The 13,250-nt window shown below is 70.0% G+C and carries 13 protein-coding genes and 1 pseudogene; 7 read left to right on the top strand and 7 right to left on the bottom strand.

The features are described from left to right. Positions 1-164 precede the first annotated feature (164 nt). On the top strand, positions 165-347 hold the full coding sequence (locus BLW85_RS07315) for a hypothetical protein (RefSeq protein ID WP_070026425.1): 183 nt from the start codon (positions 165-167) through the stop codon (positions 345-347). Positions 348-381: 34 nt separating this feature from the next. Here BLW85_RS07315 and BLW85_RS07310 read toward each other — a convergent pair whose 3' ends face one another. Further along, complete coding sequence (locus BLW85_RS07310) at positions 382-1,242, bottom strand: hypothetical protein (protein ID WP_074991603.1); 861 nt, start codon at positions 1,240-1,242, stop codon at positions 382-384. 290 nt (positions 1,243-1,532) lie between these two features. On the opposite strand from BLW85_RS07310, the gene BLW85_RS07305 reads away from it, so the two are divergent. Then, positions 1,533-2,438 (top strand): oxygenase MpaB family protein, encoded by a 906-nt coding sequence (locus BLW85_RS07305; RefSeq protein ID WP_074991602.1) that lies wholly within the window; start codon positions 1,533-1,535, stop codon positions 2,436-2,438. Here BLW85_RS07305 and BLW85_RS07300 read toward each other — a convergent pair. After that, positions 2,415-2,948 (bottom strand): PadR family transcriptional regulator, encoded by a 534-nt coding sequence (locus BLW85_RS07300; RefSeq protein WP_070026428.1) that lies wholly within the window; start codon positions 2,946-2,948, stop codon positions 2,415-2,417. The two genes, BLW85_RS07305 and BLW85_RS07300, sit on opposite strands and share 24 nt — an antisense overlap. Positions 2,949-3,065: 117 nt before the next feature. Between BLW85_RS07300 and BLW85_RS07295 the strand changes: the two genes are divergently transcribed. Further along, positions 3,066-3,821 carry an alpha/beta fold hydrolase gene (locus BLW85_RS07295; RefSeq protein ID WP_074991601.1) on the top strand — a complete coding sequence of 252 codons (756 nt, stop codon included), beginning with the start codon at positions 3,066-3,068 and terminating at the stop codon, positions 3,819-3,821. A gap of 4 nt (positions 3,822-3,825) precedes the next feature. On the opposite strand, the gene BLW85_RS07290 is transcribed toward BLW85_RS07295, so the two are convergent. Continuing rightward, positions 3,826-4,425 carry a class I SAM-dependent methyltransferase gene (locus tag BLW85_RS07290; protein WP_074996004.1) on the bottom strand — a complete coding sequence of 200 codons (600 nt, stop codon included), beginning with the start codon at positions 4,423-4,425 and terminating at the stop codon, positions 3,826-3,828. A gap of 115 nt (positions 4,426-4,540) precedes the next feature. Next, the gene (locus tag BLW85_RS07285) at positions 4,541-4,969 is read right to left on the bottom strand and encodes a PPOX class F420-dependent oxidoreductase (RefSeq protein ID WP_074991600.1); all 429 of its coding nucleotides are present in this window, start codon (positions 4,967-4,969) and stop codon (positions 4,541-4,543) included. A gap of 91 nt (positions 4,970-5,060) precedes the next feature. Here BLW85_RS07285 and BLW85_RS07280 point away from each other — a divergent pair, with 91 nt between their 5' ends. Together BLW85_RS07280 and BLW85_RS07275 are read left to right on the top strand one after the other, a co-directional pair. Then, positions 5,061-5,474 carry a roadblock/LC7 domain-containing protein gene (locus BLW85_RS07280; protein ID WP_074991599.1) on the top strand — a complete coding sequence of 138 codons (414 nt, stop codon included), beginning with the start codon at positions 5,061-5,063 and terminating at the stop codon, positions 5,472-5,474. 126 nt (positions 5,475-5,600) lie between these two features. After that, positions 5,601-6,680 carry a DUF6397 family protein gene (locus tag BLW85_RS07275; RefSeq protein WP_074991598.1) on the top strand — a complete coding sequence of 360 codons (1,080 nt, stop codon included), beginning with the start codon at positions 5,601-5,603 and terminating at the stop codon, positions 6,678-6,680. Between the two features lie 34 nt (positions 6,681-6,714). Here BLW85_RS07275 and BLW85_RS07270 read toward each other — a convergent pair. Both BLW85_RS07270 and BLW85_RS07265 read right to left on the bottom strand, forming a co-directional pair. Next, positions 6,715-6,918 (bottom strand): annotated as a pseudogene (locus BLW85_RS07270) (acyl-CoA thioesterase); the annotation flags it as partial. A gap of 593 nt (positions 6,919-7,511) precedes the next feature. Continuing rightward, positions 7,512-9,032 carry a helix-turn-helix domain-containing protein gene (locus BLW85_RS07265; protein WP_143060428.1) on the bottom strand — a complete coding sequence of 507 codons (1,521 nt, stop codon included), beginning with the start codon at positions 9,030-9,032 and terminating at the stop codon, positions 7,512-7,514. A 160-nt stretch (positions 9,033-9,192) separates the two neighbouring features. Here BLW85_RS07265 and BLW85_RS39300 point away from each other — a divergent pair, with 160 nt between their 5' ends. Together BLW85_RS39300 and BLW85_RS07260 are read left to right on the top strand one after the other, a co-directional pair. Next, complete coding sequence (locus BLW85_RS39300; RefSeq protein WP_167381387.1) at positions 9,193-9,366, top strand: hypothetical protein; 174 nt, start codon at positions 9,193-9,195, stop codon at positions 9,364-9,366. A 454-nt stretch (positions 9,367-9,820) separates the two neighbouring features. After that, positions 9,821-11,950, top strand: coding sequence for a hypothetical protein (locus tag BLW85_RS07260; RefSeq protein WP_143060427.1), 2,130 nt, complete (start codon positions 9,821-9,823; stop codon positions 11,948-11,950). Between the two features lie 307 nt (positions 11,951-12,257). Here the strand turns inward: BLW85_RS07260 and BLW85_RS07250 are convergent, their stop codons facing one another. Further along, complete coding sequence (locus BLW85_RS07250; protein WP_167381386.1) at positions 12,258-13,133, bottom strand: hypothetical protein; 876 nt, start codon at positions 13,131-13,133, stop codon at positions 12,258-12,260. Positions 13,134-13,250: the final 117 nt, after the last annotated feature.

Raw genomic sequence — 13,250 nt, 5'->3', positions numbered from 1 at the left:
CCCGTCGCGGCACCACCGGCGACCGTCTACGGAGTTTCGACCCCGCAGGCGGCCCTTAGGGGCACATCTCAGGGAAGTCTCAGGGGGTGAGGTCCGGAACCGCGGGGCGCGGGAGGCCGTTCTCACAGCAGAGAACGGCAGCGGCCGGGAAGGAGGCGACGTTCATGTCCAAGAACGCGAAGATCGCCGCAGGAGGTGTGGCGGTCGGTCTGATCCTGCTGATATGGCTGCCCTGGTGGGTGGCGTTCCTGATCATCGTGGGCGTCCCGGCGGCCGCCTACCTGGCGCTGGACCCCTCCCAGCGCCGCAGGCTCCGCAGAGTCACGCGCAAGGAACTCGGCCGCTGAGCCAGGCGGACGGGAACCTGTCCGCCGGACCGGCTCACAAGGGCCGTACGGCCAGTTTGTCGAGTGCTTCCAGCAGCCTGGGCAGTTCGGGGCCCCGGCCGACCGGCAGCACCTCGCCCGGCTCGTCGTCGAGGAGGACGAAGGCGATGTCGTCGGTGCGGGCCACCATCGACCAGCCGGGGCCGTCCGCACGCAGGGTGCGGGCGTCCCCGGAGGCGAACGAGGAGCGCACGCGGCCCAGCGGCGGTGGCGAGTCGACGTAGGCCCGCGCCTCCGCGAGCACCCGCCGGACCCCTTGGTGGCCGCCCTTCGACGGGCCCTTCGCTCCCTCGCCGCTCTCCTCGGCCCGTGCGGAAGGCGCGGTGGCGGGGGGCCGGCCGGCCGGCGCGGCGAACTCGTCGTCGTTGATCTGCTGCCGCCACGCCGCCCACTGCGACGCGATCTCGTCGGCGCCCAGACGCCGCTGAGCCGGGCCCCACACACTCGTGTCCGGCGGGCTCAGCGGAGGGCGGTCGGCCGTATCGGGCCCGGGGTCGTGCGGCGCGGGGACGCCGGGGGCCGCTACGGCGACCGCAAGCGGCCAGCCGGGCAGGGCGGTCACGATGGCGTGCTCGTCCGGCGACAGTTCGTACTCCAGGCCGCAGTCCCAGGACGCGATCGCCACGGCGACCAGGGAGACATCGTCGATGACGACCGTCCAGCGGGCGCCGTCCCCGTCCTGCCCCAGAACCAGGCCGTACCCGTCGGCGCGGGGCGCGAGCCCCAGCGTGGCGCACGCCTCCGGATAGTCGTCGCCCAGCACGCTCGGAAACTGCGCCGGCGTCAGCAGTACCGCCGTCAGCACATACAGCGCATCGTCCGCGGCGGCGACGGTCCCATCGTCCGTCCCGGCCATGCCTGCCTCCCCAATGGCTCGTCCAACCGCGCGCACCCTAAACCGGACGGATGGACCTTGTCACGACTCCTCACACCACCCGGACCTGCAGCTTTCCGCCTGGACGGGGGCGAAACGGCCACGGTCTCCACGGGACTTCCCCAGACCGTGACCACCCTGGGGAGGCCCCGGGCGCGAAACCTGTCGAACGCGCGCCCCGACCGCCCTCCGAAACGGGGTGGGTCGGCCATGGTCCATCTCCGCGTGCGCACCGTAGAGTTGGAACCCGGCAGCAGAAGGGGGACGACGCGGTGAAACGCTTCGAGAGGCTGGAGCGGATCCGCCGGCTGGACCCGGTGGCGGACGCGCTGGAGATCTACCGGCTCAGCGCCGCCTACGAATTCCCCTGGGACTACACGCGTGCCCTGGAGCTGGCCCTCTACCGCACCTATGCCGTGCCGAGCATCGGCCGGCTCCTCGCGCGGACGGCCGAGCTGACCGAGCGCACCCAGAAGCGCTACGACGACACCGCGCTGCTCCTCGACACCGTCATGGAGCACGGCTTCGCCGCCGAGCAGGGGCGTACCGCGATCCGGCGCATCAACCAGATGCACCGCAGCTACGACATCAGCGACGACGACATGCGGTACGTGCTCAGCACCTTCGTCGTGGTGCCCCGGCGCTGGATCGACGCCTACGGCTGGCGCCGGCTGTCGCGACACGAGATCGTCGCCACGGTGGAGTACTACCGGACCCTCGGCCGGCACATGGGCATCCCCGACCTCCCCAGGACGTACGAGGAGTTTGAGACCCTTCTCGACACCTACGAGGAGGCCAACTTCGGCTGGGACGAGGGGGCCCGGCAAGTCTCTGACGCCACCCTCCGCCTGATGGCGTCGTGGTACCCGCGCCCGCTGGCACCCCTGCTGCGCACCGGGGTGCTCGCCCTGCTCGACGAGCCGCTGCTGTGCGCGTTCCGCTATCAGCGGCCCGGTGCGGGCACCGTCGCGCTGGTGCGGCGTGCCGTCAGGGCGCGCGGCCGGGTGGTACGGCTGCTGCCGCCGCGCCGCGCGCCGCACTTCGCGCGTCAGAACCGGGAGATCAAGGGGTACCCGAACGGCTACCGCGTGGCCGACCTCGGTACTCGCCCGGTCCCGGGACTGCGCGGCTGCCCGGTGCGGCACCTGGACACCTCAGCGGCCGACGTCGGCGAGTGACGCCAGGGTGTCGCGCAGCCAGGCGAGTTCGGCCCGGCTCGTGGCTCGCGCGATGGTGAGGATGCCCTGCCGGAAGGGATCGTCCACCTCCTCGGCGCCGATCGGCCGGTCACCGTCGTAGAAGAAGCTCGTCGGCTCCTCCAGGAAGGCGAGCCGCCGGCGCAGCACCGCGGCCTGCGCGGCCGGGTCCTCCAGATGCCGCAGGAAGGCGAGCAGGACGAACCACTGGTTCTCGTCGGTGATCTCGCGCTGCGCGGGTTCGGCCAGCCGGCGCCGCAGCTCCCGCCGCCCCTCCTCGGTCGGGCGCAGCACATGGCGCGGCGCGGCCACGGCCCCCGGCTCGGTGGCCCGCACCAGCAGGCCCGCCTTCTCCAGCCGCTTGATCGCCGGATACAGCGTGCTTTCCGCGACGGGCCTGACATGGCCGGTGAGCGCCGCGATGTGCCGGCGCAGGACGTATCCGTGCAGCGGGGCCTCGTACAGGAAGCCCAGGATGGCGAGTTCGAGCATGCCCGCATTCTTCCGTACGGCGACGCGGTACAGCGACGTCTGGATACTCCATGGACGCGATACATCGATGCCGATGTATAGTTCCCGGCAGTGATCAGGACGGACGGGGAGGAAGCCTTGCGACAGGCCGCATTCGACGACGAGGGAAGCCGGATCCGCTGGACGGAGGCGCCCGGAGAGGAGCCCGCCCGGGTCTATCTCCACGGACTGGGATCGATGTCCACGGCGTATCACGCGCACATCGCCGCCCGCCCGGAACTCGCCGGGCGGCGCAGCCTCTTCGTGGACCTGCCCGGCCACGGCCTCAGCGACCGGCCCCGGCACTTCGGCTACACGCTGGAGGAGCACGCCGACGCGGTCGCGGCCGCGCTGGACGCGGCGGGGGTCGCCGGCGCGGAGCTGATCGCGCACAGCATGGGCGGTGCCGTCGCGATCGTGCTCGCGCACCGACGGCCGGAACTCGTCTCCCGGCTGGTGCTCACCGAGGCCAACCTGGACGCCTTCCCGCCCCTGACGGCGGGCAGCAGCGCGATCGCCGGCTACGGGGAGCAGGAATTCGTCGAGGAGGCGTTCCCGCGCGTGCTGGACGCCGTCGGCCCGCTGTGGGCGGCCACCATGCGGCTGGCGGACCCGCGCGCCCTGCACCGCAGCGCGGTCGGGCTGCGACGTGGCTCCGACCCCGTGATGCGCACGATCCTGGCGGCCCTGGGCATCGACCGGGTCTATCTGCAAGGGGAGGAGAGCGGTGAACTCGCGGACCGCGAGCGGCTGGAAGCCGCCGGGGTGCGAGTGCTGACGGTGCCGGGCGCCGGGCACAACGTCATGTTCGACAACCCCGACGCCTTCGCCGCCGCCGTCGCCGGAACGATCTGACCTGTCAGCCCTCGCGTACGGCGAGGGCGAGGAAGCGGGCGTCCTCGTCGGTGTACGACGTCATGCGCCATCCCGAACCGGCGAGCAGCGGGCGGAGGTTGGGCTCCGCCCGCAGGTCGTCGGGCGTGAGCCGGCGGCCCTGGCGCGCCGCCAGGGCCGCCCGGCCGATGGGGTGGAACAGGGCCAGCGTCCCGCCGGGCCGCACCACCCGGGCGAGCTCCCGCAGGTTCTCCTCGGGGTGCGGCAGATGCGCGATCAGGCCCGCGGCGAACACCGCGTCCAGGGACCGCGAGCGCAACGGCAAGGCCGTCACGTCCGCGAGCAGCAGCAGCCCCGCCCGGTCCCGGCCCGCCCGTGCGGCCTCCGTGAGCATCGCCGGGGTCAGATCGGCACCGAGCACGACCCCGGTGGGGCCCACGGCGGCCCGCAGCGGGAGCAGCGCGCGCCCCGTTCCGCAGCCCGCGTCCAGCACCCGGTCGCCCGCCCGCAGCCCCAGCTCGGCCACGGCGGCCGTATACGCGGGCCCGTCGTCGGGGAACTTGCGGTCCCAGTCGGCGGCGCGGGCGGTGAAGAACTCCTGGACGTGCTTGTGATCGTCGCTCATGTCCCGCATGATGCCCCGCTCCGGCGCCGGTGCGCGCCCGGGTCGGGTATCCGGCGGTCCGCCGGGCGGGGCACCGGGGCCGGCGGGGCTTTGCGCGGTGGCCGGCCGGGACCGCTCAGGCCGCCAGGTCCCGCACCGCCACCGCCTGGTCGACGGCGACACGGACCAGCAGCTCGCCCGGCACGCCGTTGCGGGCACCGAACTCCTCGGCCCGGTCCTCGCCCATGTAACGGGCGGCGACCTTCGCGGCCCAACGACGCAGTTCCGCCGGGTCCTCCGACAACCGGGCGCGGCCGCTCAGCGTGACGAAGTGGAACGGCGGCCGGTCGTCGTCCACACACAGGGCGATCCGCCCGTCACGGGCGAGATTGCGCCCTTTTACCGTGTCCCGGCCGGTCAGGAAGACCACTTCGTTACCGTCCAGCAGAAACCACACCGGGGCCACATGAGGGCTCCCATCGGCGCGAACGGTGGACAGCTTGCCGGTGCGGGTGCCCTCCGAGACGAACGCCCGCCACTCCTCGTCGGTCATCTTCTTTGCCATGCGCCCATCCTGCTTGCCCGGACGCCGCACGTGGGGAAGGCTGGCTGAGGGTTCCTCCAGCCAGGGGGAGACATCACACGGGGAGACGGAAATGGCGCAGAACCAGGGACTCGGCTGGCTCCTGGACGATCTGACGGAGCGTGTGGACGACGTCCGGCACGCACTCGTCCTGTCGAACGACGGACTGGTCACCGGAGCGAGCACGGGCCTACGCCGCGAGGACGCGGAGCACCTGGCGGCCGTGGCCTCCGGACTGCACAGCCTCGCCAAGGGCTCGGGACGCCACTTCGGCGCGGGCGCGGTACGCCAGACGATGATCGAGTACGACGACGCCGTGCTGTTCGTGACCGCGGCCGGCGCGGGCAGCTGTCTGTGCGTGCTCAGCGGGGCGGCGGCCGACATCGGACAGATCGCCTACGAGATGACCCTGCTCGTCAACCGGGTCGGCGAACATCTCGGAGTCGATGCGAGAAAGCCGGAGCGAGCACCCAGCAAAGACCTCTGACCTGCGAGTTCGCAAGGGCCCATGGAGTTATCCACAGGCCCGCCACGAGAAAGGCGAATCCGGCTACGGTGTGTGCACGGCGAACGCACAAGGCGTGAGCCACCCACTCCACGGGGGAGTACGACCATGTCGGCGAACACCTTCGACCCCACCCGCTCCGACACCTGCACACCGAGCCGGGCCGCTCGGGAACTGGGGCTACAGCGCGACGAGTTCGACCTGGCGATCCAGCTCGGCCATGTGCGGACCCTGCCCGACGACGGCGGGGGAGGGGGCCGGCTGGTGGAGCGCGCGGAGCTCGACCGGCTTCGGGCGCAGGACGGGTTCCCGGACACGTTCAGCGATCGGGTACGAACCGTGGGAACGGCGGACGGCGCAGCCCTCATGGACGTCCCGGCCGGCCGTTTCACCCGGCTCGCGCGGCTGGGCCTGCTCGTGCCCGTCGGGTTCTACGTCAACCGGTACCGGACCGTGGTCTGGCTGTATCTCGCGGAGGAACTGAAGCGGTTCGCGGCTGCCGCCGAAAACGCGCACCTGCTCAAGGGGCGTACACCCGAGACGCTGCGCAGCCAGCTCACGGACGGAGTGGACCTGCGGGCCCGCAACTGGCGCACGCGCCGGCTCGGATGTCTGCTCCGGCAGGCCGACAATCCCTGGGCCCGAGCCGGAGCAGTGGCCGCCTTGCTCCCACCGGTCGAGGTCGCCGACATCGTGAAGGACCCTTACGAGCGGGCCCGGGTGAACCGGTGCCGGCCCGAGCTGCCCGAACTGGCCCTTCCCGGCGCCTCGTCCGGCCACCTCGCCGAGCGGATCACGACCGCGCAGGACGCGGACGAGATCGAGTGGCTGCGCAGCGAACTCGCCACCTACGTCGCGGAGGCACGCGGCCTCTCACCCGCCACACGAACGGCCCTCCGCCGTCCCCGGCCGCCGAGGCGACCGACGGCCCGCCCCATCCCGCCCGTGGCGCGCACGATCACGGGAGCTGTGCGCACGCCGGGCGGAGCGGCCGGGCCGCCGGACTGGGGCGCCGAACTGCGCCGGGCGGCCGCGGCGCACGTGTCGGAGTGGCCCCGTACGTCGCCGGCGCTGCCCGCCCTGCCCCCGACGCTGCGCAACCACGGAACCGGACCTACTGCGCCACGCTCCACGCGGCGCCTGCGCGCCTGGCTGCGGCGCAGAAGTCCCCGGCCTGCCGAGGTGTGAGCCCCGCGGCCGAGCCCCTCGGCCGACGGCCCGCTTACAGGGGCCTGAACAGGCCCTCCTGGACGACCGACACGAGCAGCCGCCCCTCCAGGTCGTAGATCCGTCCGCGGGCCAGTCCGCGTCCGCCGGTGACGATCGGCGATTCCTGGTCGTACAGGAACCACTCGTCGGTGCGGAACGGCCGGTGGAACCACATGGCGTGGGCGGCGATAGAAGCGACGAGTGCTCGGTGACCTGCATGTTTCTTGTGTAGAGAGCGCTTAGACGCTTACTCGGCACACCATGCGCACACCCGTGGGGTGGGCGATAGCCAGTGCATCCAACGAATTGCTGCTGGGCATGCTGAGCGAATGCCGTAGGTCCGCCGCGGGGAGGGGAGTCAGCAGATTCTTCGTCTGCTGGTGGTACACGCTCACCGTCGCCTCTGACCTGCGGCAAGGGGTGGAATCGTCTGCTGCTGAGCCGAGTTGGTCCGCACCTGGTCCGGATCTTGGTGCGTGATCTGTGGTGTTGGCGTGCGAGTCCTGCGGTACGACATGGCACAGGTAGGCGGAGGCGTCTTGTGGCGTCCATGTGGTCCAGATCGCTGCCGTTCACGCAGGTCGGGCCTTCGTAGTCCAGGTGCGTCGACTGTGTTGGTGACTGCAACGTGACACGTGATGGTGACTGAGGCCCCCCTTGGCAGGGGGGCCTCGGCGTTCCTCAGCGCCGTCCGCACCTCGATCCTGCTTCGGCATCTGCGAACGCCTCTAGTGCCCGCAGCGGGCGGCGCCGCCGCTGGGCCACCCGTTGCGGGGTGGCCCGAAGGCGCACGGTGGGTGGTCCCTGACTCTAGGGGTTCTGCACGCTTTCGCCGCGGTAGTAGCGGACGGCATTGGGGTATTGCGTGTGCTCCTTGTACAGGAGCACGTGTCCCTTGAGCGCGCTGATCTGCCACGCATCACCGAGGCCCCGAGCAAGAAGCCGGAACGCCCCGTCTGCGGACAACGGACCTTCTGGGACTACCAGCGGAGCCGATTCCAGGTACTCGGGTTCCAACTTGTACCGGAAGCTGTAGGGGAGTCCCGCCTTGATGAAATCGGCGAAGTCCTTCGGAGACCACGTTCGACGCATCCCGTCGTTGAGGAGGGCCCAGTCCAAGTCGATCGGATGCACCATGTCGAAATGCCGGGGGTTGAGTTCCGAACGATCCCGCTGGCGGCCCGCGTCGTTGTTGCCGAATCCGTTGAGGTTCCAAGGGAGCTGGGCGCCATGCTCCTCCTTGAGATACCTGATGACGAGCCGTTCCGGGGCGACCGCGGACATGTCGTCCTCGATGTACATGCAGGTGAAGTACATCTCCTCCGGGAGGATCCCCCTTCGGCCGAGGATCTTTCGGCGGAGGGTGTCGAGCCGGTTCGGCAGAGCCTGGTCAGACTTGCCCACGTACACAAGTTCTGGTGACAGGTACGGCACCTTGCGGATCAGCTGGAAGATTCCGGGCCGCAGGACCATCTTCTGTAGTTCCTCCTCGGCCAGCGGTACGGGTGCCTGCTCGTCAAGAGCCCGCCAGAGCCGGGCGCCCAGCGCCGCATCGAAGCCGAGGTGGAAGCTGACACTGTCACCGACTGTGGCCTGTGTGGCCGGAGTCGGTGCGTGGAGGGTCCTGGGCGACACTGCGCTCGCAGCTTCCGCCTGAGCCTCGTCCTCCTCGGCTCGGGTCTCGGCCGTCTCCAGTTGCCGTTCCAGCGAGGCACACCGCAGCTCGGCTTCGTGGGCGCGGCGCTGGGCTTCTTCCAATTCTGCCTTGTGCCGAGTGAGTGACTCCCTCAGGGCATCTCGCTCGGTGCGGATGGACTCGAAGTCCTCGGACCGTTGCTCGAGTTCGATGCGGTGAGCCAGGCGCTCGGCAGCCCCTGCGTTCTCCAACTGCCGGAGCCGGAACTGTTGCTCGTCGAGCTGTTCTTGCGCGCGACGGATCACCTCCCGCAGGAGTCGGGCCTCCTGCTGGAAATGGCGGCTCTCCCGGTCGGCCTCTGTCAGCTGGTCCCGCAGGTCCTGCAGGGCGCCGCTTGCCGGACTCGTGGCGCGCAAGGCGGTCCGGTGCAGTTTGCGCACCAAGTCCTTGGCGGCCGGCGTCAACTCGGTGCCGGTTTCTCGGTCGCCGTTCTCGAGGAGTTGTTCGACGAATTCGGCGGGAGGCACCAAAGCTCCGCTGAAGAATCGGGAGAGGGTGGAGCGGTCCCACGAGACGCGCACCGCATAGCGACTCAGGGACACTCCAAGGCGCTGAGCCAAATCGCGCAGGACGACAGCTAGTTCATAACGCTCCGGTCCGACCTTGGCTCTGTCGACGTCCTTCTGGAAGACCATCGTGCGCGGTCCCCCCGGGACCAGCTCCCCCTGCGACATCCGCTCTCCTCCGTCGACCCCACTATGCCGTTGCGTGTACTCGCAACAGTTTGCGCGTGCCGAAACACGCGTCCGCCTTCCATGATCGGTCATCTGTACTGGACCGAAACCGAGGGACCCGATGACCACCACTGTCGCGCTGATCGTCTTCCTGCTCCTGCTTCTCACCCTGCTGCTGGGCGGGGCGTTGTTCTACGTCGTTCACACGCGCCCCCATCTCGCGGTCCCCCTCACGGTTGCTATGGCCGGCATGACCCTGCTGGCCACCTGCGTCGTCGGCATCATCGCTCGCTGAGTTCGGCGAACCTGTCACCTCAGCAAGTGCGGCCGTTTCGCCTTCGGCCTGCTCAAGGGCGAGTTGGTGGGGTTGCGGGCACGGCGCAAGCACGCTGAGGGCTGGCGGGCGACCGTGACGCCAAGCGGATCCGGTCGAGTTTCGCGCGCTCACACAGCGCGAGCGTGAACAGGAACGCGTCCGGTTCTACCTGCTCGAGGACGTCCTGGACGGGCCTCGCTAGGCGCCAGGCTCCAGCCGGGGCGCTGCCGAAGGGGAGCATTGCCGACCACATGTCAACACTGGCGCATCAGCGAACACGGAGGCGGCCGCAGCATCGGGGCGGACATTACGCTGCACGGACGCACGGCAACGCGCCGATGTGAGGACCAGTCCGCACGAGTGGCGGCGCGCTTCACCTGGCCGCTGCTCGAGGCGCGGGCCGTTGCCAGAGGGGGTCGCTATTGTCCGGCTCATGCCGAAGAAGAGGAAGAAGAAGCCGCCGTCGCGGGCCCGGCGCACCGGTGGGGCTGCCCCGCACGAGCAACTGCCCTCCGTGATCAAACTCGGTGGCCCGCGGGTGCCCTCGCGCGGGTGGACCTTTCAGGCGTTGATCGACGCCGGGCGGGAGTCCGGCCAGCCACTCTTGGAGTTCACGGCGCAGCCTCCCGCCGGATACTCATCCGATTTCGTCCCGCAGGTCGATTCCCCTCGGGCGCCGCTCCAAGCGGGGTGGTACCTGCGGTCCGACCTGGCCGTTCCGGTCTACCTGTGGGTGTTTTCCGAGAGCCAACTCGCCAATGATCCAGGCGCGTTGGATTTGCGGCGACGAGGGTTCGCCTTCTATGCGGCGCACTCGGTGTGTACGCACGGAGGAAGCGACGGCGCCTATGCCAGCGCGGAGGACTTGGAGGCGTGGACTCCGATTGTGGCGCCGGACCCGAGCAGCGTGGACGCCGACAGGTATGGCCACGCGCCCGTCTATCGCACGCCTGCGGTACCGCGGCTGCCCCCAGGATCTCCCCGCACGGTGGGAGTGCTCGATGTGGACTATGCGCGAGTAGCGGGCCGGAGCCTGCCCGAGCGCTGGGATATCGACGTCGTCGGCTTCTTGGTGATGGAACGACAGGACGCCACCGACCTGCCGGGACAGGAATTCTGGCGGCAAACAGCCTTTCACACGTTCCGAGATCAGAATCTGGCGGACCTCCGTGCCGCAGCCGGAGACGTCGACCTGATCATCGGCCACAATCTCTTCGACGGCGACTACCGATGCCTGCGGACCTACGGCGACGTGGTGGACGTCGGCGTGCTGGCCGCGAAGACGGTGGACACGCTGTATGCCGCCCGTCATGTGGTCGGCGGTCGCGCATCTCGTGCGGCGCGTCTGGACCTCACCACCTTGGCGGGCGCCCAGGGACTGCGGGAACGGGCGAAGACAGCGTCCCGGACCCAGGCCCACCGCGGCATCCGCACTATTCATGACGCGGAGGAGCGCTGGTTCTTCCAGCCCATTTCTGATGACTGCGAACTGATGCTGGAACTGTGGCTCGAACTGGTCACCAGCCGACGCCTGCGCAGCGTCCTCCCGTCGGGTGAAGCGGTGGAGTACCCGGTCGACGAGGACCATCTGCGGCTGCTGCTGGAGCCGCAACTCGCCCCGGACACCTTCACGAACCTGCTGACGACGAAAGGCACCGTCTACCCGCTGCAGGGCGCGGCGCGCAATGAGAGCGTGGCCCGGATCCACCGCGAGATCGAACAGCAGCGGGCCGACGGCACGCTGGCCAATCGCCACCCCGCCGCCGCGCACCGCCAGCGCTGTATGGCACCCAGCGACACGGGGGGACGGCAGTGCGACCAGCTCATCGAGGCGAGGCAGACGTATTGCCGTGCCCATCGCACCAAGCGGCGCTGCCGAGGGAATCCGGCCCTCAACGACGCCTGCACCGCCATCGCCCACGGCGATCTGGCGCATTGCCGCTGGCACCGTATAATCGCGCTCTACGTGCCACAAGGGCAGCGAATCGTCGAGGACTTCACCCTCGCTCTGCCGCTTCCCGGCTGGGAGCGGGGCAGCGACTGGGGATACGACACGGGGACGCGTTCGTTCTTCGCGAGGCTGTACCGCAACGAGGCCGACTCGTCCGGCTCACCGACCGTATGGCTTTCGGGCACTGATCCCGACCTCGGCAACGTGGTCGCGCTCACGGACGCCGTGCAGAAAGCGACCGGGGCGTCCCGGCAGGACGTCGTGGCAGCCCTGACAGCGGATCGGAAGTCACCCCGAGAACGCGCCGTGATCACCCAGGACTGGGGACCGGCCGGGTGCGACCGTCCCTGCCCGTGCGGCACTGCGGACTGTGGCCACGGCGCACCGTGCCCGAACGACGAGTGCAGTGGTCACGACGTCCATACGATGCGCAACCCTCGCACCGAAACGGACGTGACAGCGTGGCAGGACCATTTCGACTGCTGCGAGGGCTGCTCCGGCAGCTTCCTGGACATCTCACTCCCGGAGCGCCCCTGGGGCGAGATACACGACGACGGCACCGTGACCGTGTACGCCGGGGTGTCCCACTACGAGCTCGGTGTCTACCCGTAGCCGCGTGCAGTCGTGGCGGACCAGTGCAGCGAGCCAGGGCCGGCGGATGTCCGCGACCAAGCTGAACGGCGGGCCGGCTGGGCCCGCCGTTCTGAGTGCGGCAGGTCAGCGGTGGCGCCAGGTTTGGCGCAGGCGCAGGACTTCGGTGGCCCAGTGGGCGGGAAGGTCTGGTTCGGGTATGCGTTCGCGGCCGAGGCTGAAGCGGACGTGGCGGTAGAGCCAGTGCAGCGAGGCGTCCGAGCTCGCGACGAATGTGGACAGCAGCGGTTCACCGACCGGTGTCTCCCGGTCGACGGCGACCAGGAGTTCACCTTTCGTCCGGGTGCAGGTGCGGCAGCCCGGCCGCCATCCGCAGCCGCAGGTCACCCCACGTCAGAAGTGAGCCGCCGCTGCGCGCCGCGTCCTTGAGGACGTCCCGGGCGATGGCGGCCAGCTTGTCGATGGTCTCGATCGGCAGACGGTCCGGGGGAGACGGTGCGGTGGCCATGGGATCGTGGACGGCCTTGACCGGGTCCGCCGCGCGCGGTGCGGCACGACGCGGCGCGCTCGAGGTGCGGGCCTTGAGCTGGCGCTTCCACCGCTTGACCTGAACCTCTTCGAGCACTGGCAGGCGCCGGTCCAACTGACGGCGCAGCGAGCTGACCTCGTCGAGGAACGCGGCAAGTTGCTCGGTGGCCAGGCCGTTGCCGGCACGGCCGAGTTCGGCGAGGACTTGACGGATACGGCGCAGGACCGGGTCCGTGTTCGGATCCTGTTCCTGGCACCACGCCTTCACCTCGCGCATCAACGGCGTGTAGGTGGCACGGTCTTCGGGCGACAGACGCCGGCCGTAGATGGGTCCGGCCAAGTGGCGCGCGGTCTGGACCGCAGCCAGGTCGCCGGCCTCTTGCCCGGCACGGATCTCCTTCACGAGCCAGGCGAACTCTGCTCGGGCTTCTGCGAAAGCGGCCAGATCGGAGGGCGGAGCGCCGCTGGGTGACGGGTGGGTCGCCGACAGGGTGGTGCCGTCGTCTGGAGCCACCGATTCGTCGTTGACCTGGGCTTCCAGGCGGGTGAGCACCGTGTGGAGGTCCTGCGGCAGGGGGCCGGGGCAGCGTCGTTTGAGTATCTTCGAGTGGGCCAGGGCACTGCGTAGGGCGAGAGGTGTGGGGCCGGGGTCGGCCGTCGCGAGGTCGGCGAACAAGGTGCGCAGTGCCGCGTGGGCGGCTGCTGCTTCATGGCTGCTGATCCAGGTCTGCAGGTCGGTGCGGAGCAGCAGCAGGTTCTGCCGTGGCTCACCGGACAGGCGACCCGTGGCGAT

Origin of the sequence: Streptomyces misionensis, assembly GCF_900104815.1 — a bacterium.
In the GTDB taxonomy this organism is placed as follows: Bacteria; Actinomycetota; Actinomycetes; order Streptomycetales; family Streptomycetaceae; genus Streptomyces; species Streptomyces misionensis.
Note: the sequence above shows the minus strand (reverse complement) of the source record. Positions and strands in the feature narration are given on the sequence as shown.

What these genes read in the sequence shown, in the direction of transcription:
- BLW85_RS39300 (WP_167381387.1), top strand. Translation starts at nt 9,193, where the DNA reads ATGACCACCACTGTCGCGCTGATCGTCTTCCTGCTCCTGCTTCTCACC.
- BLW85_RS07315 (WP_070026425.1), top strand. Translation starts at nt 165, where the DNA reads ATGTCCAAGAACGCGAAGATCGCCGCAGGAGGTGTGGCGGTCGGTCTG.
- BLW85_RS07300 (WP_070026428.1), bottom strand. Translation starts at nt 2,948, where the DNA reads ATGCTCGAACTCGCCATCCTGGGCTTCCTGTACGAGGCCCCGCTGCAC.
- BLW85_RS07265 (WP_143060428.1), bottom strand. Translation starts at nt 9,032, where the DNA reads ATGGTCTTCCAGAAGGACGTCGACAGAGCCAAGGTCGGACCGGAGCGT.
- BLW85_RS07280 (WP_074991599.1), top strand. Translation starts at nt 5,061, where the DNA reads ATGGCGCAGAACCAGGGACTCGGCTGGCTCCTGGACGATCTGACGGAG.
- BLW85_RS07275 (WP_074991598.1), top strand. Translation starts at nt 5,601, where the DNA reads ATGTCGGCGAACACCTTCGACCCCACCCGCTCCGACACCTGCACACCG.
- BLW85_RS07260 (WP_143060427.1), top strand. Translation starts at nt 9,821, where the DNA reads ATGCCGAAGAAGAGGAAGAAGAAGCCGCCGTCGCGGGCCCGGCGCACC.
- BLW85_RS07310 (WP_074991603.1), bottom strand. Translation starts at nt 1,242, where the DNA reads ATGGCCGGGACGGACGATGGGACCGTCGCCGCCGCGGACGATGCGCTG.
- BLW85_RS07290 (WP_074996004.1), bottom strand. Translation starts at nt 4,425, where the DNA reads ATGAGCGACGATCACAAGCACGTCCAGGAGTTCTTCACCGCCCGCGCC.
- BLW85_RS07285 (WP_074991600.1), bottom strand. Translation starts at nt 4,969, where the DNA reads ATGGCAAAGAAGATGACCGACGAGGAGTGGCGGGCGTTCGTCTCGGAG.